We start from the raw sequence: 25958 nt of genomic DNA, 5'->3' as shown, positions 1-25958 counted from the left end.
CACGCGCCGGACCTCGGGTCTCTCCTCCTCCGGTCGTGGGAGCCGCGCAGCAGCAGGCGCGGCTCTCATGTTATTTCCGGGCGTTGGACGCGGCGCGTGGCAGTCCCGGCTCTTGACAAGGGTCGAGGGCCTCGCGCATGGTACGGCTCCGCGAAGTGCCATGTAGGACCAACGGGTCATGTTCATGTGCCCGATGCCTGCCCTACGCTGGTTTCGCCAATCCTGTGAGGAAAGGAGGTACCTGCAAAACATGCTTCAGTTCATCAGCACTCTTCTCGCTCGCTTCCATCGGGAAGACGAGGAAGGTCAGACGCTCGTCGAGTACGGCCTGCTTCTAGCCCTCATCGCGATTATCGTGATCGTGGCCCTTCTGTTCCTGGGCCCGATCGTCAGCCAGATCTTCAGCAACGTTGCCCAGAACCTTCAGTAGGTTCAGGCTTCTAGCAGACAACGCCTCCGGGCTCCGGCCCGGGGGCGTTGTCATTCCCAGGCGCAGTTCCTCTCTCGCAGGCCACTTCCGAGCCTCTCCCCGGCGCGGCTCCCCCTGTCGCGGGCGCAACCGCCCCGCTCCCTGCACGGCGCGCCATTCCCGACTAGTACCCCCGCCGCCTAGCCCACAAGTCCAGTCGAACCTTCGAGACGGGGTGCGTACACTGTTGACCGCAGTCACAATAGTGCGGGAATCATCCACATCGGATTGACCCGTTTCAGCTATAGGAGACGCTCCCCGTGAAGCGATCCAACCGTCTGGTGATCTTGGTCGGCGTCCTGTTGGCGGTGCTCGCCTTCGTCGGCGTCCTGTTCATCCTGAACCAGCAGCCGACCACGACCACGCCCGAGACCATCCAGGCCACGGTCTTGGTCGCGACTCGGGACATCGAACTCGACGAGGAAGTGACGCCCGACATGGTGGAGGCGGTCCAGATCGACCCCGCCGGTGTCTTGGGGCATCCCCTGGTTGACCCCTCGCAGGTCTCCGGCCGTCCGGCGCTGCTGCCCATTCCGGAGGGCACGCAGGTCAACCAGGAGGCGATCGGGCTGGTGGCGGGGACGGCTACCTGTATCTCCTGCCAGCTCCAGCCCGGAGAGAAGGCCATCGCCTTCCAGGTGGACCGCGTCACGGGCCTCGACTTCCTGATCCTGCCCGGCGACCGGATTGACGTCCTCGTCCGGGTGAACGTTACGGTCCTCCAGCCGACCTCGGACACGATAAATAACCCAACCGGGACACAGCGGTTCGAGGTCGTCCCTGGCCTCGAGGGCAGCACGACCGTGAAGACCGTCCTCCAGAACAAGCGCGTGCTGTACGTTAGCCAGGCGCGGGACGTCCCGGGCCCCGAGCCCACCCCGCCGCCGGAAGGTGGCGAGGCCGCGCCGGCGGCGGCGATCACCAGCGTGATCATCGTATTCGCGGGAACCGACCAGGATGCCGAGCTCATCAAGCTGGCGCAGAACGACGTCGAGACCGTGGGCCCGCTTACGGCGGTCCTGCGTTCGCGGGATGATGACGTGGCCGAGGCCACGACCGGCGTCACGCTCCAGATGCTGATCGAGCTGTACGGCGTGCCGATTCCCAACCTCATCCTGCTTCCCCTCGAGTAGCCGGCGTGCGCAGAGCACCGGGTTTGAGAGGTCGTCGGGCGTGATCAAGGTCCTGATCGTCGACGACATCGCGGAAACCCGCGACCACCTCACCAAGCTGCTCGCCATGGAGCAGACGGTCGAGGTGGCCGGGTCCGCGAGCTCCGGTGAGGAGGCCATCCAGATGGCGATGGACCTCCGACCCGACGTCGTGGTCATGGACATCAACATGCCCGGCATGGACGGCATCGCCGCCGCCGAGCTGATCTCCCAGCGCCTGCCCCAGGTCGCGATCATCATGATGAGCGTCCACGGCGAGGCGGAGCAGATGCGGCGCTCGCTCCAGGCGGGCGCCCGCGAGTTCCTCGTCAAGCCGTTCTCGAGCGACGAGTTCAGCGAGACCATCAAGCGCGTCCACGATCGAGAAGAGGCCCGGCGTCACCAGATCCAGGCGTCCATGCCGGCCGGTCCGGTTGTCGCCGAGGCGGACCCCGATGTCGAGCACCAGGTGATCGCCATCTTCTCGCCCAAGGGCGGTTCGGGACGTACCACCATCGCCACCAACCTGGCAATCGCGATCAAGCAGCAGACCGGCGCACGGGTCGCGCTGCTGGATGCCAATCTCCAGTTCGGCGACGTGGGCGTGCTGCTCAACTTGAATCCAAAGACGAAATCCATCGTGGACGCGGCCGACGGTGGGGAACTGGATAGGGACCTCGTCGAATCGGTCCTCATCGATCATTCGTCCGGCATCCGGGCCCTCCTGGCGCCCCCGACACCCGAAGGGGCCGACCTCATCACGCCGGCGTCGCTGCTGACCGTGGTCGGGCATCTGCGGGCCATGCACGCTTATACGGTGGTAGACCTGCCGGCCGGACTCAACGACCACTCGCTCGCGATCATGGAAATCGCGGACCAGATCGTGATCGTGGCAGCCCTCGAGATCACGGCCATCAAGAACCTGCGCCTGTTCCTGGAGGTCGCCGACCAGCTCGGCTACGAGCGATCCAAGCTTCGGATCGTGATGAACCGCTCGGACACCACGCAGGGCATCCGCCTCGGCGACGTCGAGGGTTCCATCCGGCGCTCGATCGACGGCACCATCGTGTCCGACGGACGGCTCGCTGTCCTGGCCGTCAACCGGGGTGTGCCGTTCATCCTTTCCAACCCGGAAAGCCCGCTGTCGCGGGACGTCAATCGTCTTGCCCAGACCCTCATCGGTGACACCATTGCCACCGCGGAGGAAAAACCCAACCGGCGTGGTATCTTCGCGCGCCGCTGACCAGAAGGAAGCCGCCATGTCTCTCCTGAAGCGCATCGAACGAGCCCAGCCAGGGCAAGAAGCCGACTTCACGCCCGTGCCAGCCGGCATGCCGCCCGCGCCGTCGGGCGAAGGACCGGCCGCTCCGTCCGGACAGGGCCCAACCCGTCCGTTTGCGGGCGGCGCGACGCGCGAGTCTTTCCGCGAGGCGAAGTACCGAGTCCAGAACCGGCTCATCAACGAGCTCGACCCCAAGATGGACCTCAGCAACCAGGTCGAGGTCAAGCGCCAGATCGAAGACCTGTTCGGCAAGGTCGCCGATGAGGAAGGTCTGGCCCTGACGCGCGCCGAGCGGGTCCGCATGCTGGAGCAGATCACCGACGAGATCCTGGGCCTCGGTCCGCTGGAGCCCCTGCTCCGCGACGCGACCATCACCGAGGTGATGGTCAATGGGCCCCAGCAGGTCTACATCGAACGCGAAGGGAAGCTGGAACTGACCGGCGTCACGTTCCAGAACGATGAACACGTGATGAAGATCATCCAGCGCATCATCGCCCCCATCGGCCGGCGGGTCGACGAGTCGAGCCCGATGGTCGACGCCCGCCTGGTGGACGGCTCCCGCGTGAACGCCATCATTCCGCCGCTGTCCCTGGTGGGCCCGGTGGTGACCATCCGGAAGTTCGCCGCCAGCCCGTTCACCGTTGAGGACCTCATCCGGTTCGGCACCGCCACCTCGGAGATGTTCGAGTTTCTCGAGGCGTGCGTGAAGGCTCGCCTGAACTGCTTCGTCTCGGGCGGCACGGGCTCCGGGAAGACGACCACGCTCAACGTGCTGAGCTCGTTCATCCCCGACGATGAGCGGATCGTGACCATCGAGGACGCGGCCGAGCTCCAGCTCCGCCAGGAGCACGTCGTGACTCTGGAGGCGCGACCATCGAACATCGAGGGCAAGGGAGCCGTTCCCATCCGCGAGCTTGTCCGCAACGCCCTCCGCATGCGACCCGACCGGATCGTGGTCGGCGAGGTGCGATCGGGTGAGGCGCTGGACATGCTCCAGGCCATGAACACCGGCCACGATGGCTCGATGTCCACCGGCCACGCCAACTCCCCGCGCGACATGCTGGCCCGCCTGGAGACGATGGTCTTGATGGCCGGCATGGACCTCCCGCTGCGCGCCATCCGCGAGCAGACCGCCTCGGCGGTGGACCTCATTGTCCACCAGAACCGACTGAAGGACGGCACGCGCAAGATCGTCAGCATCACCGAGGTCCAGGGCATGGAAGGCGACGTCATCGTCATGCAGGACGTGTTCGTGTTCGAGCAGACCGGCATCCTCGAGGGCAAGATCCAGGGCCGGCTGAAGCCGACCGGCATCCGACCGAAGTTCGTCGAGAAGTTCGAGGCAGCCGGTATCCACCTGCCCCCCAACACGTTCGGCTCGCCGTTCTGACGGCCCCGGTCCGATGAACATGCTGCCGTTGCTCATCGCCGGCCTTGGGGCTGCCGCCGTGCTGGTGGTCAGCATCGGCATTGCCATGAGCGGCAGCGGCGGCGGCGTCACCGACCGGCTGGAGCGCTACGTCTCGTCACGCGGCGGTCGAGCGGAGGGAGAGGGTGACGAGCGCGAGTCGGCTGTCATTGCCGGCTTGTCGCGCGTCATCGAAGGGCAGGACCTCACCGCTCGTTTGGGGACGGACCTGGCCCGCGCCGACCTGAAACTGAAGCCTGCCGAGTTCATCCTCATCTGGTTGGCGACGCCGTTCGTGATGGTTTTCGCAGGGCTAGCGCTGGGCGTGTTCTTCTCGGCCTTGCAAAGCCCGCTCGCGCTGGTGGCGCTGTTCCTACTCGGCCTGTGGCTGCCGCGCTTCTACCTTGGACGACGGCAGAAGGGACGCCTGAGGTCCTTCAACAAGCAGCTGCCGGACACGATCACGCTGCTCGCCAACTCGCTGCGCGCCGGGTCGTCGTTCCTCCAGGGCATGGAGCTGGTGAGCCGCGAAGCCCGGCCGCCGATCAGTGTTGAGTTCGCGCGCGTCGTGCGCGAGATGAGCCTCGGCCTTGGGCTCCAGCCCGCCCTGGCCAACCTCGTGCGCCGGGTGGCCTCCGAGGACCTGGAGCTGATGGTGACCGCCATCAACATCCAGAGCCAGGTGGGTGGCAACCTGGCCACCGTGCTGGACGCCATTGCGTTCACCATCCGCGAGCGCGTTCGGATCCAGGGCGAGATTCAGACGCTCACGGCCATGCAGCGCTACAGCGGTTACGTCATTGTCATGCTGCCGGTGGGCCTGGCCGTGCTGCTGTTCGTTATCAGCCCCACCTACATGACCCCCATGGTTGAGCGGCCGCCGGAGCTGCTGGGACTCCCGATGGGAATCGTCCTGTTCGGGGTGGGCCTGCTCAGCATGGGCATCGGCTGGCTGTTCATTCGCCGCATCGTTGACATCAAGGTCTGAGCTATGCCTGAAAACCTCCCCACCCTCCTCATCCCCACCCTGGCCGCCGTCGCGGTCCTGCTGATCGTGTTCGGCGCGGCTACCCGGCCCCCCAAGGACGCGGTCCAGCAGCGGCTCGAACAGCTGGTCGTCAAGCCCAGGACGCTCGAAGAGGCGGAGCTCGAGCAGCCGTTCTTCGAGCGCGCGGTCCGACCGCTGGTCGCGCGACTGTCACGTGTCTCCCAGCGGGGCGGTGGGCTCGGCATGGTGGAGAAGGCGGAAGCTCGCCTCCATCGGGCCGGATATCCGGGCGGCCTGCGCGGCGCGGACTGGATGGGTGTCAAGGTCCTGGGATCCATCGTGTTCGCGATCGGCTTCACGATTCTGTTCCTGGGGCTCATGGGCTTCCCGGTCGGAATCCTCTTCGGGATCGGTGGTCTGGCAGTTGGATTCCTGGCCCCCGAGTTCTGGCTGGGACGGAAGATCCGTGGGCGGCAGATGGACATGATCCTCCAGCTCCCCGACGCCCTTGACCTGCTGACCATCTCGGTCGAGGCCGGACTCGGCTTCGACGCGGCGCTGGCCAAGGTGGTCGAGAAGATGGAGGGGCCGTTGGTCAACGAGTTCCGTCAGGCCCTGGCCGAGATCCGCATGGGCCGCCTGCGCCGGGATGCGCTGCGCGACGTGGCCTCACGCGCCGACGCGCAGCCGGTGACCAACTTCATCGGTGCCATCGTGCAGGCCGAGCAGCTCGGTGTGCCGATCGCCAAGGTCCTGCAGATCCAGTCCCAGCAGTTGCGCATCGAGCGCCGGCAGCGGGCGGAGGAAGCGGCGGCCAAGGCGCCGGTCAAGATGCTGTTCCCCATGGTGGGCTGCATCTTCCCGACCATCTTCATCGTCATCCTGGGACCCGCCATCGTCACCGTCGTCCGAGGCGTCGGCATCTGACGTGATGCCGGCGATGCGGCCGGCGATCCTGCTGGTCGACGACGACCCCACCCTGCGCTCCGTTCTGGCCCGACGTCTGGGCCGCGACGGCTTCGACGTCCGCCCGGTCAGCTCCGGGGTGGAGGCGCTGCGGGCGCTGGAGCGGGCCTGGCCGGCCCTCCTGGTGATCGATCTCATGATGCCGGGCATGGACGGCTTTGAGCTGTGCCGCCGGGTCAAGCAGATCGCGGACCTGCCCATCATCGTGCTCAGCGCGGTCGATGCCAGCGAGGCGAAGGTTCGCGCGCTCGAGTACTACGCGGAGGACTACGTCACCAAACCATTCGATCCGGACGAGCTCAGCGCCCGCATCCACCGCGTGCTGCGCCGAACCGAGTCCGGACGCGGCGGGCTGACGCTCGACGGCGGGTCGCTGGAGATCGATCTCGTGCAGCGTCGCGCCAGGGTGGACCAGCGAACGGAAAGCCTGAGCCCCACCGAAGTCCGCTTCCTGCAGGTGCTGATCGCCTCCCTCGACCGCACGGTGCCAACCGATACTCTGCTCAGCCGGGTGTGGGCCGACAGCGAGCTCCCCGACCCGTCCTATGTGTGGGTCACGGTCCGGCGCCTCCGAAACAAGATCGAGCGCGATCCGAACCGGCCTCGGGTGCTGTTGACCGATCGCGGGGTGGGATACCGTCTGAGCACGGTCGGCGCCGCGGCGGGCTGAGGAGCCGCGGGTGGACCTCGGACGCCCCGCACTCCGCATCTTCGCCTTCATCGCGGTCGTCGCCCTCCCGGCGCTGGCTGCACTGGCCCTGGTTCTCGTCCTGGGCGACGCGTGGGTCGCCGAGGTCGGCGTCAGCGTCGTGCTCCTGGTGGTGGGCCTGGGCACCCTGCTGTGGGCCGCCATCGTGGCCGCGGTCGGCTCGCGGAGCGTGACGCGCGACCTGCAGGGAGTCGTGACCCTCGCCGAGCGGGGTGCAGCGACCGGAGCCGAGTCTGGCCTGGCGGAGGAGGAGGGCGAACTGAGCGCCGCCCAACGACGACTCAGGATGGCCCTCGAGGAGCGGAACCAGCAGATCTCGATCCTGGCCGCCGATGTCGCAGCGACGCCCATCACCGGAGGGCCGGCCGAGGTCGCCTCCCGGGTCGTCACGGTCGCGCGCCAGGTCACCCGCGACCCAACCTGGTTGCTCGTCGTCCTGCAGGCCGGTGACCCCGGCCTGCTGCCATCCGGCGTCTACGACGGGGACCCGGATTCCCCTCCCCGCCCGCTCGGGGAGCTGGAGCGGTGGGCGGCGGTCAGCGGAGAAGCGGATCGGCGCGGTCCGAGACATCTCATCGGCCCGTGGGGCGCGGTGGTGGCGGTCGAAGCCTCGGGCGGCGAGGAGCTGAACGCCCTGCTGTTGGCCCCCTGGGAGGGGCGACCGGAGCCGACGCCGGCGGAGCGCGATCTGCTGAGCCTGATTGCCCAGATCGCGTCGACCGCCATCGAGCACTCCCTGCTCTACGCGCGCCTTCGGGCCCAGACCGACGAGCTGAATCGGATGGCGGCTGTCCAGTCCGATTTCCTGCGCGGGATCACGCATGACCTCCAGACGCCGTTGACCAGCATCCGGGCGCTGGCGGCCGAGGTTGGCGCAACCGAAGATCTCGGGGCGTCCGCCCAGCGCGACCTGGCCACCATCGCCCACCAGTCGGATCGTATGCGCAGGATGGTGGGCCAGCTGCTGGCGGTCTCCCGTCTCGAGGCCGGGGCGCTGGAATCTCGCCAGGAGATCTTCCGCGCCGAACCGATCGTCCAGCGCACCTGGGACGCCCTGCGCGACGCGAACCATCGGTTCGCGTTCCGATCGGAGGGTGAGCCACACCTGGTCGTGGGCGACCCGGATCGGTATGAACAGGTCCTGTGGGCACTCCTCGACAACGCCACCAAGTACGCGCCGCCCGGCACCGAGGTGGGGGTCGCCGTGACCGGGCAGGCGGGCACGGACGGGAAGCTCCTGAGCGAGCTGGCCGTCACCGACCAGGGGCCTGGCATGAGCCCGGCCGACCAGGCACGCGCCTTCGATCAGTTCTTCCGGGGTGACGACGCCCGGAAGATGGTGCCGAACGGGAGCGGGATCGGGCTCTATGCGGCTCGGGGCCTGGTGGAGGCCATGCACGGGCACCTGGAGCTGGAGAGTGCTTCAGGCGCCGGGACCACCTTCCGCGTCACCCTGCCGGCCGAGCGGGCCGAGCCCGAAGCCGGCGAGTAGGGCTCCGCTTCCCGACCGACGGCCCCAACAGGGCGCCCGAGGCATCGTCGGTACCGAAGTACGGGTACCCCGATACCGCAAGGTACTCCGGCATGTCAGGTCGGCCGCAAGGTTCGCCCTGACACACTCGCGGCATGGTTATTCACCTGCTCCGACGCCTGTTCCGGCGACGCTCATTCCGCGGCCAGGGACTCGTCGAGTTCGCGATCATCCTCCCGTTCCTGATGCTCGTCCTGCTCATGGCAGTCGACTTCGGGCGCGTCTTCTTCGGCTGGGTGGGCTTGGCCAACGCCAGCCGCATCGGCGCCAGCTACGCAGCTGGTCATCCCGATGCGTGGGGCGTCCCCGGGGACGCGGGCCAGCGCGACAACTACCTCGATCAAATCCTCGCCGACGCGAACGCCCTCAACTGCACGCTGCCGGGAACCATCCCGGACCCGGTCTTTCCCGGCGGGACCGATCTGGGTGATTCGGCACAGGTCACCCTGACCTGCGATTTCACACTGATCACGCCCCTCGTATCTCAGATCCTGGGCAACACGATCACCATCACGGCCGATTCGATCTTCCCGATTCGGGCCGGCCTTGCCGGTGGCGTAGTCGTCGGGAGCCTCCCGCCCACCCCGACGCCGACCCCGACCCCCGACCCGTCGGCAACGCCAGGCCCCACGCCGCAGCTGTGCGAGGTGCCTGGCTTCGGCAGTTACAAGGTCAACGTCGCCCAGACCATCTGGAACGCGGCGGGATTCACGACCACGGTGATCATCAACCGGCCGCCGCAGGGGAACTACACCATCACCACCCAGATTCCTGCCGTGGGCGGCCAGCGGGTCGACTGTGACAGCACGGTCATGACCGTGTTCGGTAACTGACGATGCTGAAACGCCGATCGCAGCGCGGCCAGACCCTGGTCGAGTTTGCCCTCATCCTGCCGATCTTCATCGTGGTCCTGGCCGGCCTGTTCGACCTCGGTCGCGCGGTCTTTGCCTACAACACGATCTCCAACGCGTCGCGCGAATCGGTGCGCGTGGCGATCGTCAACCAGACCCAGGCGGACGTTGAGGCCGAGGCAATGAAGCAGGCGGTGTCGCTGGGCCTCAGCGCCTCGGACGTGACCATCACCTACGGCGATCCAAGCGGTGTCGGGACGTGCAGCTCTCCCTACGGGCTGGGATGCCTGGCCACGGTCACCGTCCAGTACGTGTATACGGCGGCAACTCCGGTGATCGGCCAGATTATCGGTCCGTTCACGATGACCGCCACCACCCAGATGCCGGTGGAGCGGAGGTGCCCTGTACCGGGCGACCCAAACCTTGACCCCTGCCCGTGGCCCTAATAGTTCTTAAAGGAGTTCTGATGTCCCTGTTCCGATTCCTCCAAAGCCAGCGAGCGCAACGCGAACCTCGCGGCCAGGTGCTGGTCATCGTGGCCGGCGGCCTGCTCGTCATGATCGCGATGACCGGCTTGGTGGTCGACGGCGGTTTCGCCTGGGGGCAGCAGCGCGACAACCAGAACGCGGCTGACGCCGCCAGTGAGGCGGGCGCCGTGGTGTTGGCCGAAGCTCTGACCGGCCTGCCACGAGGCGACGCCGAGGTCCTGGCGGCTGTCGACGCGTCGATGGCGGCCAACGGCGTGGACAAGGTCGGCGCCTGGTATACGAATATCCAGGGCAACGTCGTCAACAACAACTGTGTCGAGGTCGGGTCCACGAACGCCGCGGCCGTGGTCGGGGACGGTGTCCTTCCGGCATGTCTGAACGGGCTGCTCGGGGTCCAGGCCGAAACGTCCAAGACGTTCGAGACCTTCCTGGTTCGGGTGATCGGCTTCGACACTCTGACCGCCGACGCCGACGCCACCTCCGTGGCCGGCTACCTCGAGGAGGTCTGCGCCGCCGATGCCGACTGCTACGCGCTTCCAGTGACCATCCCGACCAACGTCACGACCTGCGACGGTAGCGGCGAGAGCGCGGTGTCCAATCCGCCCCAGGAATGGGCGGAGGACGCGGTGCCGCCGTACTACAACGTGCCGCTCACCATCCCGCTGTGCAAGAACAACCCGGGCAACGTCGGCTGGCTGGACTGGACGCCCACGGCCGGCGGAACCTCGGAGCTGATCACCGCAATCGGGCCACCCACGACGAACCCCGAAGTCGGTGTCCCGTCGTGGCAGTACATCACCTCGACCGGCAACGTGAACAGCGCGGGCGTCGAGGATGCCATCAACTACTACGCAGTCAACCAGATCCCGGTCCTGATCCCGATGTTCGACTCGACCTGCAACACCGAGCCCGACGAGCCCAGTCCGGGGACCCTCGACGTCGACCGCTGTCAGCCCGCCAACGTAGGTGGCAGTGGCCAGAACCAGTGGTACCACATTGCCCGCTTCGTCTCGTTCCTGCTGGAGGACCCCAAGGGTGCGTTCCTCAGCGGGTCCGACAAGCCCGACTGCGAGGAGAACGGAAACGGGGCGACGAGCTGCCTGAGGGGCATGTTCGTCCGGTTCGTGACCACGGGCACCGTGGGACCGGGCTCGGGCGCCGTGGATCCCAATGCGGCTGTGGGCATCCAGCTGATCAAGTAGCGCGGCCAGCCGCCGAACGAGGCGGCCCCACGGCACGAGGCCGCCCCTCCGCAGGGCGGCCTCGTTCTTTCCGTTGCTGCGGCGCAACGCGCCGTTGCCAATGCGCAACTGACGGCGGCCGCCTCGAGGGCGGGCCTCAATAGGCTCCGTTGCGAGGGCGCACCTGACGGCATCCTCCGCAAGGTGACCGGCAAGGTGGGGGCGCCTATACTGCGCGACCGCGTCGCCCCGCGGTTCGCCATTCATCGCAGGAGTCATCTGGGTGTTCGCCCTTCCACCCTTGCATTCCCATCGTCGCGGTCAGGCCCTCGTCGAGATGGCGATCATCCTGCCCCTGTTGGCCCTCCTACTGGTCATGGCCGTAGACGCCGGTCGCCTGTTCTTCGGGTGGGTCGCCCTCCACAACGCGAGCCGTATCGGCGCCGATTACGCTGCCGGCCACGCTGACGCCTGGAAAGGAACTCCAAATGGGAACGAGCTCGACGACCTCGCCCGCTACGAGCTCCTCGTCAGCGAGGACCTCCAGGCTCTCGGCTGCCAGGGTGACCCGGTGCCGGCCCCGAACTTCGACCTGGACGGCAACGGGACGGATGACTTCGAGGACGGCGACCTGGTTCAAGTGCAGCTGAGGTGCGCCATCGGGCTCATCACTCCGCTGGCGGAAAGCTTCCTCGGGAGCCCGGCCATCATCCGGGCCCATTCGGAGTTCCCCATCAATCGGGCGATCACCTCCGGCCTGCCGGGTGGCGGGAACCCTCCGCCCCCGTTGGGTTGCGACCCCGGCCAGGCTCGGGTGCCCGACCTGGTCGACGAGCGAAACATCGACGCCCACGGCCTGTGGAGGGATGCCGGCTTCGACCCCGCGAACTACACACCGCAACCCATCGGCCCGAACCGGAACCGGTTCGTCACGTTCCAGTCGCCTGCCGCCGGCACGTGTGAACCGCTGGAGACGGCGACCATGCGGGTTAACCTGTGATGAGAGTTCCTTATTCGTCCCGCGGCCAGACTCTGGCCGAGTTCGCCCTGATCCTGCCGGTCTTCGTGGTGATCCTGGTCGGCATCTTCGACGGCGGACGGCTCGTCTTCGCGTACAACGGGGTGAACAACGCGGCGCGTGAGGGCGGGCGGGAGGCGACCGTCAACCAGACGGAGACCGATGTCCAGGCCCGTGCGGCCCAGCACGCGGTTGCGCTCGACATCGCGCCGTCGGGCGTGAGCGTCGACTTTCGGCTCCCGACCACGCCCAATGATCCCGGCTCCTGCGACTCGGAGCTGGGGACGGCGGACATCTACGGGTGCTTGGCGGTGGTGCGGGTGACATACGTGTACACCGCCGCAACGCCGATCATCAGCGCCCTCATCGGACCAATATCAGTCACCGGGGAGGGGCGCTTCCCGGTCGAGTTCAACTGCATCGACCAGCTCCCGGGCCGGGACTGCCCGCTCGGACAATAGAGGAGACCTTCGAATGAATCCCGTGCCGGCGCCGAGGCGCAGCGAACGCGGTCAGGTCCTGGTCATCGTGGCGGGCGGATTGGTCGTGATCGTGGCCATGGTCGGCCTGGTCATCGACGGGGGATTTGCCTGGAGCCGCCAGCGAGACACGCAGAACGGCGCCGACGCGGTGGCCAAGGCAGGCACGATCGTCGTGCAGCACTACATCGGCGATCTGGATACGCCGACCCCGAACGACTTCGACGTGGCGTGCGCGGTCGCCGCCGCCGCGGCCGAGAACGGCGTCGCAGTGGAGGAAGCGGAATATGTCGATTACGCCGGCGAATCGCTCCTTCCCAACCCGGTCCTGGTGGGCGACTGCGCATCCGACCTCGGGGTCGGCATCCCGGCTGGCGCGCAGGGCGTCAAAGCTCGGGCGTCGGAGACCTTCGACACGTTCCTGATGGCGGTCATCGGGGTGCCGACATTAACCGCGGTCGCCGACGCCATCGCCGTGGTGGGCACCCTGGAGACGATTACCGGCGGCGCGCTGCCTGTGACGTTCCCCCAGACGAGTGAGATTTGTGACTCGACTGAAACGCCGTTCACGGTCCAGGCCGACGACGGGTTTGCGCCGTGGGAACCGTACGAGATCCTCAGCAGCGAGGCGGCTGCAAACTCGTCGAACCTGGCCATCGTCCCGCTGTGTGACGTTGCGCCTGGGTCGGTCGGCTGGCTGGACTGGGACTGCGGCCAGCGGCTCGCCTTGTCGATCACGGAACCCTGCCCGATCACCATCCCGATTCCGGCATGGGTTCACACCCAGACCGGAAACGTGAACTCCCTCGAGGCCGAGCTGAACTCGTACGCGGGCCCCGCAGCAGAGGTCGGCACGCCTACCAACGAGGACAGCGTGCTCGCGCTGCCCATCCACGACTTCACGTGCAGCCAGGATGTCCCGGACAACGTGGAGCCAGAACCTGATGGCGTGGCCCCGGATCCGGGGTGCCCAAGCTTCGAGGACTGGTCCGGCATGGGCAACAACCTCTACTACCACGTCCCGTTCTGGATCGGCTTCAAGCTCGACCAGGCCTACACCCAGGGCGGCGACTTCGAGTGCCAGACAGGGCCCGGCTCGCCCGTCCTGGTCGGGCCCGAACCTCCCGGCAAGGTCGGCTGTCTGAAGGGATGGTTCGTGGCGTACTACCCCGCGCCGGGCTCGGTGGGCATCGGTCCCATCAATCCCGGCGAGGTCCAGAACCTGGCGGTCACGCTCATCAACTAGCCGTCGGGTGGCCCACGCGTACCATCCACGCATGGCGGATTGGGCGCGGGTGACCAACAACTCCCGCGGATCGGTGGCGGTCGAGAGGTGCCGCGTCGCGCGATCGCTGCGGGACCGCACGGTCGGGCTGCTGGGAACCGCGGAGCTCCCGGCCGCGGAGGGGCTGTGGATCGAACGGTCGCCGTCGATCCACATGTTCTTCATGCGCTACCCGATCGATGCCGTGTTCGTCGACCGCAGCGGACGGGTCGTGCGGATCGTGGAGCGGCTGCGCCCGTGGCGGATCGTGGCCTGGGTACGTGGGGCCCGAGACTGCCTGGAAATGCCGGCGGGTGCGGCGCAGGCAGCTGGCATCCAGGTCGGGGACGAGCTGAGGTTGGAGGCCATCGGCTAAGTCCCTGGTGAGCTGGCGATAAGCCGGCATCGGCATAGTGCCCAGGTGGCTGTCCTCGACCTGCTGCTGCCCCCGGCATGTGCGGGTTGCGGCCGCTACGGCGCCGCCATCTGCACTGCCTGCCGAGCGGGCCTGCGCCGGTTGGGGTCGGCTGCGGACCAGTTCCTGGCGCCTGATCCCAGCCTGGTGGTCGGCGACGCCCTGATCCTCGGCCTCGCAGCCTTCGCCCACCGCGACGCCGCGCAACGCATCCTGCGCCGACTCAAGTATGGCGGCGGGCGCCGCCTGGCCGGCCCGCTGGCCGAGATGGCACTGCCGGCCCTGTGCCGGCTGCTGGCGGTCACCGGCCCGGCGACGCTGGTCCCGGTTCCGCTGCATCGCTCGCGGCAGCGCGATCGCGGTTACAACCAGGCGGAGCTGCTGGCCACCGAGCTGGGCCGGCGCGCGAACGTCGCCGTGTGGCCCGCCCTCGTCCGACGACGCGCGACTCAACGCCAGCATGGGCTGGATCGCGCCACGCGCCTGCGCAACCTTCGCCAGGCCATGGCACTGAGCGCGGTCCCTCCCCCTGAGGGCATTCCGGGCGGCTCCAGCGTGGTGCTGGTGGATGACATCCTGACCACCGGGGCCACCCTCGAGGCCTGCGCGGTCATCCTCCGTGGGGCCGGTATCGAGGCGGTCTACGGATTCGCGGTCGCTCGTGAGGTGTGATCCAGTCACCGTAGAGGCGAGGTGTTACGGTAGGGTCTGCCCCCGCGACCCGGAGACCGTGTGTGAAGACCACCCTCCACGCCCGTCATCTCGAGCTCGACCAGCGGCTCAGGGCCCGGATCGAGCGTAAGTTGCAGCGGTTGGATCGCGTAGCCGATCCAGCCGCGCACGCCACGGTGGAGCTCACGGCCAAGGCCTCGCGCGCCGCCGATGCCTCTCACGTGGCCGAGATCACCCTGGTGACGAACGGGGCCACGATGCGCTCCACCTCATCCGCAGCCACCCCGATGGCCGCGGTGGACGCCGTCATCGACAAGCTCGAACGCCAGGTCATCCGCGCCAAAGAGCGTCTGCGAGGCGCGCGACGGTCTGCGCCACCCCTGTCCCGGAGCGCGGCAAGCAGCACGGTGACGCCAACAGCGAGGGAGGAAGCCGGGGTGGTGGAGATCCGGCGGGTGGACATGGTCCCCATGTTCCCGGAGGACGCGATCGCCCGGATGGATGAGCTGGGCCAGGCGTTCTTCGTCTTCCTCAACGCGCAGACCCAGCGGGTCAACGTCGTGTACCGCCGCACGGGTGGCGGCCACGGGCTGATCGACCCGGTCGTCGCGCCCTAGCGGAGGTCAGCCGGCAGGTCAGCCGGCCGTTTCAACCGGCGGCGACCAGTCAGCTACAACAACCGGTCAGGATCGGGAGGAGCAGCAGGGCGGCCACGATCCCGATCAGGGCAATGAAAAAGATGAGCAGCCCAATGGTGGTGATGTCCAGGCCGACCGGGGCCGCGGACGACGGTGTGTCCGGCTGGTCGCGTTCTGACTGGTCGGGCTGGGCGACAGGATCGGACGGATCGGGCGCTTCCACGGGTCCACGCTAGCAGACCGCGTTCCCCGGCAGGGGTCGCCTATGAGCGTCGCCCCGCGGACGGGCCGGGCGGGCCATCGCCGTTCGGCCCAGAAGGCGAGCCGCCATTGCCACCCATGGCTGGGCGCAGCCGCCGCGAGCGGGCGGCAATGTAGGCCTGCATGAGCTCGCGGACATCGGATTCGGTGAGCAGCTCGTCGCCGCGAAGCGCGTACTCCACGCGGCTGGTGGGCAGGAGCTGGCGGGCCGCCAGGCCGGCGAAATAGGTGGGTCCCTCGGCCTCGTCGTGAATCTCGCGCAGACCGCGGGCCAGCTTGGTCGCGGTGCCCAGCGAGGGCATACGGTCGCCCTTGATCAGTCGGGAGATGGTCGAATGGTCGACTCCCGACTGGAGTGCCAGCTGGCGCTGGCTCATCTTCTTTTCCTTCAGCTGGCCGCGTAGCCAGCTGTTGAAGGATCGCGGGGTTTGGAGCGTCATGCACGAGGCTCGTAGGGCGCTCTGCCACCCGCAGCGCGGGTGGTGCGTGCGCGCACCCGCAGCATCCCTTTCGGGAGCCATTGCCTCAATGGGACAAAGGTACCTCGCTCAGGTGCCGGTCAGCGGCTCCTGGCTGGGCGGGTTCCCCAGGCCGGCCCGATGAGCACGCCGTACGAGCGGACTGCGGACGTAGTCCAGGCCGCCCAGGACGATCACGGTCAGGACCGAGATGGCCCGATCGGTGAGCGCAATGGCCACCGCGGACTCCGCACTGACCCCGTACAGGGTGAGCGCGCCAACGATCCCGGCCTCGACGAACCCGAGGCCGGCCGGGGTGAGCGGGATGGCGGTCAGGAGCGCGGCCACGAGTGCCACGAACACGGCGGCCGAGATCCCCACCTGGGCGTCGGGAAGATCGAGTGCCTTGATCACGAAGAAGACCCGCAGCCCTTCGGCCAGCCAGACGAGGACGGTCAGGGTGCCGATCACGGCCAACGCCCGGGGCGTGAGCGCCGCCGTGCTCCCCTCACGGAAGCGGGTGTAGAACCCCTCCACGCGTCGCGGCAGGAAGCGGTCGACGTGGTGGCCCGCAAACCGAAGACCAAGCAGGAGCAGGATGAGGACCGCCGCCAGCAGGAACCCGGCCGCGAAGATGAGGTCTAGCTCCGGACGCTCGCGGCCGCGGAAGCTCCAGAAGCCGGCGGCCAGGGCCAGCGAGAAGATGACGACCACGTCGCCAATCCGCTCCACGAAGATCGTGCCCACCGTGCGCGACGCCGATCCTCCGAAGTTGCCCTTCAGCAGGAAGGCGCGATACAGGTCACCCAGCTTGGCGGGGACCAGGCAGTTCACAAACCACGACAAGAACAGGATCTCGGTGGCGACCCAGTACCGGATCCGGGTCCCGACCTTGCCCAGGATGTACCACCACCGCCCGCCGCGCAGCGGAAAGGTCAGGTAGTAGACAACCAGCGCTCCGAGCAGGAGCACCAGGTCGGCGCCCCGGATCAGGTTCCACGTGGCGGCGAAATCGATGTTGAGCACGACCCGGAAGAAGAGGAACAGGATGAGCACGGCAAAGACCAGCGAGCCGATGGTGCGCAGGTTCAGGAACCGCTGGGCCAGCGACACCTCGCTCTCGGGGATGGCCTCCGCTGCCGGCGCGCCCAGAAACTCGCTCGGCTCGTAGACCGAGTGACCGTGGGGTGGCTCGCTGCTCATCGGTTCGGTCGAGCCCGGCGTCCCACCCATTTGGATGCCACCGCCCATCGGGTGCCAAGGTGGACCAGCTTGGTCGTCCGGCTGCCATGCCACTCGTTATCGGGCAGAACCGCCGACAGCTCGGCGGCGCTGGCGAAGGCCGGCAGCGCGTTGAAGCTCATGGCCACCTCGAGGGCCGTGTGGGAGTCCGAGCACGCGACGCCCGGGATCCCGTGCCGCGCGGCAAATTCGGCGGCCTGCTGGTTGTGGCGCGGGAGGGTGACCCGGCTGTTGAAGACCTCCACGGCATCGATCCGACGACTGGCCGCCAGACGCTCAAGGGGCTCCGGGCGGATGTGGGACCGCCGGAACGGATCGAACGGATGGGGAACCGATACCAGGCCGCCCTGCGCATGGATGGCATCCGCGGTCTCCTCGGCGCTCAGCCCGCGCGGGATCGTGGACTCGATGAAGAGCCCGATGATCTCCCCGTCAGCGCTCGACACCTCCTGGCCGAGGATCACCGTCAGTCGATCGGTCACGCCCAGCCGTTCGGCTCGGTCACGAACGACGACCGAGCCCTCGATCGTGTTGTGATCGGTGACCGCCACGTGGGTCAGTCCCCGCTCCAGGGCGAGCTCGATGAAGCGGTCCTCCCCCAGGCGGGAGTCGCGGCTGTGGCGGGTATGGCAGTGGAAATCCGCGAACGCCAGCCCGCGACGGTCTTCCCCGGTACGCTCGCGGACCGCGGTCGGGGCCGCCACGGTCGCCGTCACACGCTCACCAGGCTCTTGCGGTAGGTCCCGAACTGCTCCAACGCGCGGCCGGTACCGACGGCCACCGAGTTCAGCGCGTTCTCCGCCACGTGACACGGTATGCCGGTCACCTGGGTCAGCAGCGTGTCGAGGCTGCGCAGCAGGCTCCCGCCACCCGACATCACCATGCCCTTGTCGATGATGTCGCTCGCCAGCTCGGGTGGGGTCTGCTCCAGCACGCCGCGAATGGCGGAGATGATCTGCTGCAGCGGCTGCTCGATGGCCTCGGTCACCTCGCCGCTGGACAGCGGGATGGTGCGGGGCAGGCCGGCAATCAGGTCCCGCCCCTTGACCTCCATCTGGAGCGGCTCATCCAGCGGCAGCGCTGATCCGATGCGGATCTTCACCTCCTCCGCCGTGCGCTCCCCGATCATGAGGTTGTACTTGCGCCGAATGTACGAGGCGATGGCCTCGTCGAAGCGCGAGCCGCCGACCCGCACCGACTCCGACACCACGATCCCGCCCAGCGCGATGACAGCGATCTCGGTGGTCCCGCCCCCGATGTCGATGATCATGTTTCCGGAAGGCCCGCTGATGGGCACGTTGGCCCCGATGGCCGCCGCCAGCGGCTCCTGGATCAGGAATGCGTCCCGGGCCCCGGCCTTGAGGGCCGCGTCCCGAACGGCGCGCTTCTCCACGCTGGTCACCCCCGACGGGACGCTGATCATGACGTCGGGGCGAAAAAAGCGGACCCGGGCGACCTTGTTGATCACGTAGCGAAGCATGGCCTCAGTGATCAGGTAGTCGGCAATGACCCCATCGCGCATGGGGCGGATAGCCCGAACGTTCGCCGGCGTGCGGCCGATCATCTCCCGGGCTTCCGCGCCTACCGCCACCAGCCGGTTGTCATCCTCGGAAATGGCAACCACCGACGGCTCGTTGAGGACGACGCCCTTGCCCTGGACATAGACCAGGATGTTGGCGGTGCCGAGGTCGATGCCGATCTTCATGGCGGGGCCGATCAGAGAGCGAAGGGGGTGGGGGCCGAGTATATCGGCCGGCTGACGGGGGTCAGTCGGTAACCCGGCTGATCCGCGCCCCCAGGTCGACCAGCTTGGCCTCGAAGGCCTCGTACCCGCGATCGACGTGCTCGACACCGCTGATGGTGCTTCTCCCCTCGGCCGCCAGTGCGGCCAGGACCAGGGTCGCACCCGCGCGCAGGTCGGGGATCTGGACCGTCCGCCCGTGCAGTGGGGTTGGCCCCGCCACCCGGGCGTGTCGCGCGTCGGACACCTCGATCACGGCGCCCATCTTCACCAGCTCGGCGGCGTACTCCAGGCGGTCGGAGTAGATCGTCTCGTGGATCGAGCTCTCGCCCGAAGCCTGGGTCATGAGCACGGCCAGAGGAGCCTGGAGGTCCGTGGCCAGGCCGGGGTAAGGCTGCGTTTCGACCGCCATCGGTCGGACGCTCCCCGGCAAACCGCCGCGGATCCGAAGCCCCTTCTGACCATCGGCATCCAACGCCTGGTGCTCGACCCCCATTTGGGCCAGCACGTCCATGAACGCGCCCAGGTGCGTGGCGTCAAAGCCGGTGATGCTGACCTCGCCCCCGGTGGAGGCTGCCGCAACGGCAAACGTTCCGGCCTCGATCCGATCCCCGATCACCGCGTGCTCGACCCCACTCAGCGATCCGACACCCTCCACCTCGACCGTGTGGGGGGCCGTCCGCTCGATCCGGGCCCCCATCGTCCGCAGCATCGCGATGAGGTCGTCGACCTCCGGCTCCCGGGCGGCGTTGTCGATGACCGTCGTCCCATCCGCCAGGCAGGCCGCCAGGATGACGTTCTCAGTGCCCATGACGGTGACGTACGGGAACGCGATTCGCGCCCCCCGCAGGCGCTCGGCCCGCGCGAAGTAGTACCCGTTCCTGTACTCGATCGAGGCGCCGAGGGTTTGCATGGCCCTGACGTGGAGATCCACCGGCCGGCGCCCGATTCGATCGCCGCCCGGGTTGCTGATGATGACCCGCCCGTGGCGGGCCAGGAGGGGTCCGAGCAGGATGAACGAGGAGCGCATCTTCATGGCCGCCTCGAGCGGGACGAACAGCCACTCCGGGCCGCGGGCCGACAGCTCGAGCGTGTGCTCGTCGACATCGGTCCAGCTGAAGCCGATGTCGGCCATCGTCTCGCGCATGATCGCCACGTCGCTGATGCGCGGCACGTTGGTGAGCACGACCGGTTCGTCGGTCAGGATGGCCGCCGCCATCATCTTCAGGACCGCATTCTTGGCCCCGGCTACCCGCACCTCGCCCCGGAGGGGATTGCCGCCCTCGACGATGAAGCGGTCCATGGGCGGCCCTAGGCGGGCCACGCCTCCTTCCATTCGTGGCCACCCAGGTGGTGGCCGTCGCACAGACCCAGCCGACCGCCCATGTGGCGCGACGGCAGAAGGGGCTGCATGCCCTCCTCGACCTGGGTAGGCTGGCGGTTGCAGAGCATGTACCGATGCTCGCGCAGCCACTCGTACAGGTGGCCGCTAGAGCAGAAGGCGAAGCGCCGTGTGAAGTCCGGCCGACCGGCCACGTCCGAACCGCCGGCAAGGCCGATCGGTCCGCTCTCGCGCACGATCTCGATCCGGACCGGCAGCGCCCCCGACCGGGCGCCACAGCGCTCGCAGCTCAGCACCGGATCAGGCCGTCAATCCAGGTAACTCGGCTGCATCCGCTGAAACGGCTTGCCCTTCTCGATGCTCACGCGCGCAGCGTAGATCAGCTCCGGTTGCTGCGCCGGGTGGCGATCCGCTCGCGCATGAGGGCGGTCTGCAGCGCAGCGCGGACCCGGGCCAGGTCGACCGGGTCGTGCACCGCCTCCAGGTCCGCCTCGGCTGCGCGTCGCGCCTCGGCCGCGGCCGCGGCATCGATGGCGTCCGAGTGCTCGGCCACGAAGGCCATGACCACGACCTTGTCGGGTCGCACCTCCACGAACCCGCCGCTGATCAACATGAACTGGACCGTGCCGGCCTGGCGAATGCGCAGCTCGCCGGTGCCCAGCGCTGTGACCAGCGGGGTGTGGTGGGGCAGGATGCCCAGCTCGCCCTCGATGCCGGGCACGACCACCATGTCCACGTCGTCGGTGAAGATCCGACCCTCGGGCGATACGACCTCCAGGCGCAGCGTCATCGGCTCATCCGGCGGACGCCATCTGCTCGGCCTGGGCGACAGCCTCCTCGATCGGACCGACCATATAGAAGGCCTGCTCCGGCAGCGCGTCGTGCGTGCCGTCCAGGATCTCCCGGAAGCCGCGCACGGTCTCCTTGAGCTCCACGTATTTGCCATCCCGACCGGTGAACTGCGCGGCTACGAACATCGGCTGGCTCATGTAGCGCTGGAGGCGTCGGGCGCGCGAGACGGTGACCTTGTCCTCCTCGGACAGCTCATCCATGCCCAGGATGGCGATGATGTCCTGGAGGTCGCGATACCGCTGCAGGGTGCGCTGCACCTCGCGGGCGACCTCGAAGTGGTCCTCGCCCACGACCCGGGGGTCAAGCACGGTCGAGGTGCTGAGCAGGGGGTCGACGGCCGGGTAGATGCCCAGCTCCACGATCGAGCGCTCCAGGCGGATGGTCGAGTCGAGGTGGCCGAAGGTCGTGGCCGGTGCCGGATCGGTGTAATCGTCGGCCGGCACGAAGATGGCCTGCAGCGAGGTGATGGATCCCTTCTTCGTGGAGGTGATCCGCTCCTGGAGGTCGCCCATCTCGGTGGCCAGGGTGGGCTGGTAGCCAACCGCGGACGGCATCCGGCCCAGCAGGGCCGAGACCTCGGACCCAGCCTGGGTGAAGCGGAAGATGTTGTCGATGAACAGCAGGATGTCGCGCCCCTCGACATCGCGGAAGTGCTCGGCCATGGTCAGCGCGGTGAGCCCGACTCGCTGGCGGGCCCCGGGCGGCTCATTCATCTGGCCGAAGACCATCACCGTCTTGTCGATGACGCCCGACTCGGTCATCTCGCCGATGAGGTCGTTCCCCTCGCGCGACCGTTCGCCCACGCCCGCGAACACCGAGTACCCGCCGTGCTCGGCGGCGATGTTCCTGATCAGCTCCTGGATGATGACGGTCTTGCCCACTCCCGCCCCGCCGAACACGCCGACCTTGCCACCGCGCTTGAACGGCGCGATGAGGTCGATGACCTTGATCCCGGTCTCGAACACCGCCGACTCGGTCTCCATGTCCTCGAAGCCGGGCGCCTTGCGGTGGATGGGCAACGTGTCAGTGATCTTGACCGGGCCCTTGCCGTCGATTGGGTGGCCCAGCACGTCGAACACCCGGCCCAGGGTGACGGCACCCACGGGCACGGTGATCGGGGCACCGGTGTCGACCGCGTCCACCCCTCGCGACAGCCCATCGGTGGTCGACATGGCCACGGCCCGGACCCAGTTGTTGCCCAGGTGCTGCTGGACCTCCACGGTGAGCTCGCCGATGGTCAGCGCGTTATAGATCGCGGGCAGCTCGCCGACGGGGAATTCGACGTCGACCACGGGTCCCGTGATCTGGATCACCTTTCCGGTGGCCATGGATTGTCTGGCGCTCCTTCTGGTCGGGTCTCGGGCTCAGCTCGCCTGGGCCTCGGCACCGGAGGCGATCTCGATCATCTCGCGGGTGATGGTGGCCTGGCGGGTCTTGTTGTAGACGAGGGTGAGCTCATCGATGATGTCGTGCGCGTTGTCGGTGGAGTTCCGCATGGCGATCATGCGAGCCGAATGCTCGGACGCGATGTTCTCGAGCACGGCCCGATAGATGTCCGCGGTCACGTAGAACGGCAGGAGCCGAGACAGCACCTCGGCCGAGGGCTCGAACAGGTACTCGTCATTGCGGATCGTCCCCCCTTCCTGAAGCGTGGGTTCCTCGACGGGGAGCACCCGGCGGATGGCGGGGCGCTGAACAAGGGTGCTGATGAACGAGCTGTAGCTGATGACGACCTCGTCGTAGGTCTCGGCCAGGAAGTCGTCGATCACGAGCCGGGCGAGGGGCTGCACGTCGGCGAACGTCGGTCGATCTCCGAACTGCGGGAAGTGGGCGGCGATGGGGATTCCAGCCCGTCGCAGGGCGTCGCGGCCCTTGCGCCCGACCGTGATGGCCGAGACCCGGACCGGCTCCTCGCCGCGGGCCGCATCGCCCCGTTCCGAGATCCAGCGCAGCGCGTTTCGGACAGCGTTTGAGTTAAGCGCCCCGGCCAGGCCCCGATCCGTGGTGACCATGACCAGCGCCAGGTGCCGAACCGGCCGGCGAGCGAGGAGCGGCTCGTCCTCATGCTCCACGGCGGCCGAGACCCGGGCCAGGACCTCATCCAGCTCCTCTGTGAAGGGCCGCGCGGCGAGGATCGCTTCCTGGGCACGCTTCATGCGTGAGGCGGCCACCATCTCCATCGCGCGCGTGATCTGGGCGATGTTGCGGATGGAGCCGATCCGGCGCCGGATGTCGCGCAGGGAGGCCATCAGGCGGTCTTCGCCTTCTTCCGGCGAGGCGCCTTCTTGGGGGTCGCCGCCTTCTTGGGGGTCGCCGCCTTTTTGGGGGCCTCCGCCTTGGGGGTCGCCGCCTTTGCGTTGCCGGCCGCCTCCTGGCTCGCAGCCCCCTCATCGGTCGCGGCTGCGTCCTTGGTCTCGGCGGCGTCCTTGGTCTCGGCCGCGTCCTGGCCGCCAGCGGCCTCAGCCGCCCCTGCCGCCTTTTTGGTCTCAGCTGTCTCGTAGCCGGCCTCATGCCGGTACGCCACCACAGCTTTCCGGAGTGCCTCCGTGGTTGCGTCGGAGATGGCCTTCTCCTTGGCGATGCCCGGCAAGAGGCCCTTATGGTTCTGGTCCAGGTACCGATACAGGCCGGTCTCGAACTCGGCGATCTTGGGTGTCGGGACGTCGTCGAGGTAGCCGTTGGTGCCGGTCCAGATGATCGCCACCTGGCGCTCGACCGCGAGCGGGGCGAACTGGGGCTGCTTGAGGATCTCGGTCAGCTTCTCGCCGCGGGTCAGCTGGTCGCGGGTCGCCTTATCGAGGTCCGAGGCGAATTGGGCGAACGCGGCCAGCTCGCGATACTGGGCCAGGTCGAGCCGCAGCCGGCCCGCCACCTGGCGCATGGCCTTGATCTGGGCGTTGCCGCCGACCCGGCTCACGCTCAACCCCACGTTCAGCGCGGGCCGCTGGCCCTGGTTGAACAGGTCTGTCTGCATGTGGATCTGGCCGTCGGTGATGCTGATGACGTTGGTTGGGATGTACGCCGACAGGTCGCCGGCCTGGGTTTCGATGATGGGCAGCGCGGTCAGCGACCCGCCGCCGTGGTCCTTGTTCATCCGCGCCGCGCGCTCCAGCAGCCGCGAATGGGCATAGAAGATGTCGCCCGGGTATGCCTCACGGCCCGGCGGGCGGCGCATAAGCAGCGAGACCTGCCGGTAGGCCCACGCATGCTTGGAGAGGTCGTCGTAGATGCACAGTGCGTCGCGCCCAGCCTCCATGAACTCCTCGCCGATGGCTGCGCCCGCATACGGGGCCAGGAACTGGATGGGCGCCGGGTCGGAGGCCCCGGCCACGACCACGATAGAGTGCTCCATGGCATGGTGCTCTTCCAGCTGGGAGACGATCTGCGCCACGGTCGACAGCTTCTGGCCAATGGCGACGTAGACGCAGACCAGGTCCTGGCCGCGCTGGTTGATGATCGTGTCGATGGCCACCGCCGTCTTCCCGGTCTGGCGGTCACCCAGGATCAGCTCGCGCTGGCCGCGCCCGATCGGGATCATGGAGTCGATGGCCTTGATGCCGGTCTGGACCGGCGTGTCCACCGGCTGGCGGACGATGACGCCAGGAGCGATCCGCTCCACCGGTCGGAATCGATCGGTCTCGATGGCGCCCTTGCCGTCGAGTGGGTTGCCCAGCGGATCGACCACCCGCCCGACCAGGGCATCTCCGACTGGAACCTCCACCACGCGGCCGGTGGTCTTGACCTGGTCGCCCTCTTTCAGGTGCGTGTAATCGCCCAGGATCAGGGCGCCGACCGTCTCCTCCTCGAGGTTGAAGGCCATCCCCATCACCCCGCCGGGGAACTCGAGCAGCTCCGAGGCCAGGGCCCCGGATAGGCCATACACCTGGGCGATCCCGTCGCCGACCTCCACGATGGTGCCCACCCCGGCGACATCGGCGCCTTCGGCGAAGTTCCGGATCTCGTCGCGGATGATCGACGTGATCTCATCGGATCGAATGGCCATTCAGTTCTCCTCAGACCGCGGTCAGGCGCGCCCGGAGCCGTTCCAGCCGGCTCCGGACGCTGGCGTCATAGAGTTGATCCCCGATCCGCACCGAGATGCCGCCGATGAGGCTGGGGTCGACCAGTTCCGTCAATTCGACGTCGCGTCCGGCCAGGCGCTCCAGCGTGTGCTCCAGCGCCGCGCGGTCCTGCTCGTCGAGGGGCAAGGCGCTGCGGATCTCGGCCCGAGCGATCCCACGCTGACGGCGGACGAGCTCCTCGAAGTGCCGTCGCATGGCCGGAATGGCGCCCGGGCGGCCGCGCCGGATCATGAGCAGGACCAGGTTGAGCGGCTCGGCCCCAACCTCGGACACCGCTCGGCGCAGAACGCGCTCCTTGTCCGCGAACGCAACCGCCGGGTGCTCCACCAGCGCGCGCAGCTCGGGCACCGCGAGGGCATCGTCCAGCAGAGCCAGATCCGCCTGCCAGCGATCGAGCGCATCCGACGCCTGGGCCACCTGGAAGGCGGCCTCGGCGTAGCGGCGTGCGGCGGTGTCGCGACGGGCCATGG

Annotated in this window: 29 protein-coding genes; 17 read left to right on the top strand and 12 right to left on the bottom strand. The window is 68.0% G+C overall.

Features of this window, described 5'->3' with window-relative positions:
- Window positions 1-250 precede the first annotated feature (250 nt).
- The 17 genes from AABM41_03190 to raiA all read left to right on the top strand — a co-directional run bounded on the left by AABM41_03190 (window position 251) and on the right by raiA (window position 15489).
- Window positions 251-430 (top strand): Flp family type IVb pilin, encoded by a 180-nt coding sequence (locus AABM41_03190; GenBank protein MEK6191313.1) that lies wholly within the window; start codon window positions 251-253, stop codon window positions 428-430.
- Window positions 431-729: 299 nt separating this feature from the next.
- The gene (cpaB, locus tag AABM41_03185; GenBank protein MEK6191312.1) at window positions 730-1602 is read left to right on the top strand and encodes a Flp pilus assembly protein CpaB; all 873 of its coding nucleotides are present in this window, start codon (window positions 730-732) and stop codon (window positions 1600-1602) included.
- A 40-nt stretch (window positions 1603-1642) separates the two neighbouring features.
- Entirely contained in the window at window positions 1643-2863 is a 1221-nt protein-coding gene (locus tag AABM41_03180) for a response regulator (GenBank protein ID MEK6191311.1), read from the top strand.
- A gap of 16 nt (window positions 2864-2879) precedes the next feature.
- Window positions 2880-4292: a CpaF family protein gene (locus AABM41_03175; protein ID MEK6191310.1), complete on the top strand. Its 1413-nt coding sequence runs from the start codon at window positions 2880-2882 to the stop codon at window positions 4290-4292.
- Window positions 4293-4305: 13 nt separating this feature from the next.
- Window positions 4306-5298, top strand: a complete 993-nt coding sequence (locus AABM41_03170; protein ID MEK6191309.1) for a type II secretion system F family protein — start codon at window positions 4306-4308, stop codon at window positions 5296-5298.
- Between the two features lie 3 nt (window positions 5299-5301).
- Entirely contained in the window at window positions 5302-6225 is a 924-nt protein-coding gene (locus AABM41_03165) for a type II secretion system F family protein (protein MEK6191308.1), read from the top strand.
- 13 nt (window positions 6226-6238) lie between these two features.
- Window positions 6239-6934, top strand: a complete 696-nt coding sequence (locus tag AABM41_03160; GenBank protein ID MEK6191307.1) for a response regulator transcription factor — start codon at window positions 6239-6241, stop codon at window positions 6932-6934.
- A gap of 10 nt (window positions 6935-6944) precedes the next feature.
- Window positions 6945-8465 carry a HAMP domain-containing sensor histidine kinase gene (locus AABM41_03155; GenBank protein MEK6191306.1) on the top strand — a complete coding sequence of 507 codons (1521 nt, stop codon included), beginning with the start codon at window positions 6945-6947 and terminating at the stop codon, window positions 8463-8465.
- A gap of 134 nt (window positions 8466-8599) precedes the next feature.
- Window positions 8600-9337 carry a TadE family protein gene (locus AABM41_03150; GenBank protein MEK6191305.1) on the top strand — a complete coding sequence of 246 codons (738 nt, stop codon included), beginning with the start codon at window positions 8600-8602 and terminating at the stop codon, window positions 9335-9337.
- A gap of 2 nt (window positions 9338-9339) precedes the next feature.
- On the top strand, window positions 9340-9801 hold the full coding sequence (locus AABM41_03145; protein MEK6191304.1) for a TadE/TadG family type IV pilus assembly protein: 462 nt from the start codon (window positions 9340-9342) through the stop codon (window positions 9799-9801).
- Between the two features lie 20 nt (window positions 9802-9821).
- Window positions 9822-11045: a pilus assembly protein TadG-related protein gene (locus AABM41_03140; protein MEK6191303.1), complete on the top strand. Its 1224-nt coding sequence runs from the start codon at window positions 9822-9824 to the stop codon at window positions 11043-11045.
- Between the two features lie 262 nt (window positions 11046-11307).
- A complete protein-coding gene (locus tag AABM41_03135; protein ID MEK6191302.1) occupies window positions 11308-12024 on the top strand; it encodes a TadE/TadG family type IV pilus assembly protein in 717 nt (238 codons plus the stop codon).
- The gene (locus AABM41_03130; GenBank protein ID MEK6191301.1) at window positions 12024-12503 is read left to right on the top strand and encodes a TadE/TadG family type IV pilus assembly protein; all 480 of its coding nucleotides are present in this window, start codon (window positions 12024-12026) and stop codon (window positions 12501-12503) included. Before AABM41_03135 ends, AABM41_03130 begins: the two co-directional genes overlap by 1 nt.
- A 13-nt stretch (window positions 12504-12516) precedes the next feature.
- Complete coding sequence (locus AABM41_03125; GenBank protein ID MEK6191300.1) at window positions 12517-13767, top strand: Tad domain-containing protein; 1251 nt, start codon at window positions 12517-12519, stop codon at window positions 13765-13767.
- Window positions 13768-13798: 31 nt separating this feature from the next.
- Complete coding sequence (locus AABM41_03120) at window positions 13799-14161, top strand: DUF192 domain-containing protein (protein ID MEK6191299.1); 363 nt, start codon at window positions 13799-13801, stop codon at window positions 14159-14161.
- 45 nt (window positions 14162-14206) lie between these two features.
- On the top strand, window positions 14207-14872 hold the full coding sequence (locus tag AABM41_03115; GenBank protein MEK6191298.1) for a ComF family protein: 666 nt from the start codon (window positions 14207-14209) through the stop codon (window positions 14870-14872).
- A gap of 62 nt (window positions 14873-14934) precedes the next feature.
- Window positions 14935-15489 (top strand): ribosome-associated translation inhibitor RaiA, encoded by a 555-nt coding sequence (gene raiA, locus AABM41_03110; protein ID MEK6191297.1) that lies wholly within the window; start codon window positions 14935-14937, stop codon window positions 15487-15489.
- Window positions 15490-15538: 49 nt separating this feature from the next.
- Here raiA and AABM41_03105 read toward each other — a convergent pair whose 3' ends face one another.
- From AABM41_03105 to atpH, 12 genes are all read right to left on the bottom strand, one after another.
- Window positions 15539-15733 carry a hypothetical protein gene (locus AABM41_03105; GenBank protein MEK6191296.1) on the bottom strand — a complete coding sequence of 65 codons (195 nt, stop codon included), beginning with the start codon at window positions 15731-15733 and terminating at the stop codon, window positions 15539-15541.
- A 40-nt stretch (window positions 15734-15773) separates the two neighbouring features.
- Window positions 15774-16211, bottom strand: a complete 438-nt coding sequence (locus AABM41_03100) for a helix-turn-helix transcriptional regulator (GenBank protein ID MEK6191295.1) — start codon at window positions 16209-16211, stop codon at window positions 15774-15776.
- Window positions 16212-16319: 108 nt separating this feature from the next.
- Window positions 16320-17432, bottom strand: coding sequence for a lysylphosphatidylglycerol synthase transmembrane domain-containing protein (locus AABM41_03095; protein ID MEK6191294.1), 1113 nt, complete (start codon window positions 17430-17432; stop codon window positions 16320-16322).
- Window positions 17429-18187, bottom strand: a complete 759-nt coding sequence (locus tag AABM41_03090; protein ID MEK6191293.1) for a PHP domain-containing protein — start codon at window positions 18185-18187, stop codon at window positions 17429-17431. Before AABM41_03090 ends, AABM41_03095 begins: the two co-directional genes overlap by 4 nt.
- The gene (locus AABM41_03085; protein ID MEK6191292.1) at window positions 18184-19176 is read right to left on the bottom strand and encodes a rod shape-determining protein; all 993 of its coding nucleotides are present in this window, start codon (window positions 19174-19176) and stop codon (window positions 18184-18186) included. The genes AABM41_03090 and AABM41_03085 overlap by 4 nt, the downstream gene beginning before the upstream one ends.
- A 61-nt stretch (window positions 19177-19237) precedes the next feature.
- Window positions 19238-20515, bottom strand: coding sequence for a UDP-N-acetylglucosamine 1-carboxyvinyltransferase (gene murA / locus AABM41_03080; GenBank protein ID MEK6191291.1), 1278 nt, complete (start codon window positions 20513-20515; stop codon window positions 19238-19240).
- 8 nt (window positions 20516-20523) lie between these two features.
- Window positions 20524-20850, bottom strand: coding sequence for a hypothetical protein (locus tag AABM41_03075; GenBank protein MEK6191290.1), 327 nt, complete (start codon window positions 20848-20850; stop codon window positions 20524-20526).
- Between the two features lie 83 nt (window positions 20851-20933).
- Window positions 20934-21344 (bottom strand): F0F1 ATP synthase subunit epsilon, encoded by a 411-nt coding sequence (locus AABM41_03070; GenBank protein ID MEK6191289.1) that lies wholly within the window; start codon window positions 21342-21344, stop codon window positions 20934-20936.
- A 4-nt stretch (window positions 21345-21348) separates the two neighbouring features.
- Window positions 21349-22734, bottom strand: coding sequence for a F0F1 ATP synthase subunit beta (atpD, locus tag AABM41_03065; protein MEK6191288.1), 1386 nt, complete (start codon window positions 22732-22734; stop codon window positions 21349-21351).
- Window positions 22735-22770: 36 nt separating this feature from the next.
- On the bottom strand, window positions 22771-23655 hold the full coding sequence (atpG, locus tag AABM41_03060) for an ATP synthase F1 subunit gamma (protein MEK6191287.1): 885 nt from the start codon (window positions 23653-23655) through the stop codon (window positions 22771-22773).
- Window positions 23655-25409, bottom strand: a complete 1755-nt coding sequence (gene atpA, locus AABM41_03055) for a F0F1 ATP synthase subunit alpha (protein MEK6191286.1) — start codon at window positions 25407-25409, stop codon at window positions 23655-23657. Before atpA ends, atpG begins: the two co-directional genes overlap by 1 nt.
- Window positions 25410-25419: 10 nt before the next feature.
- Window positions 25420-25956 (bottom strand): ATP synthase F1 subunit delta, encoded by a 537-nt coding sequence (gene atpH, locus AABM41_03050; protein MEK6191285.1) that lies wholly within the window; start codon window positions 25954-25956, stop codon window positions 25420-25422.
- Between the last annotated feature and the right edge of the window lie 2 nt (window positions 25957-25958).

The organism is Chloroflexota bacterium, from assembly GCA_038040195.1.
Classification (GTDB): Bacteria; Chloroflexota; Limnocylindria; order QHBO01; family QHBO01; genus DASTEQ01.
This window is presented reverse-complemented; position numbering and strand designations above follow the sequence as displayed.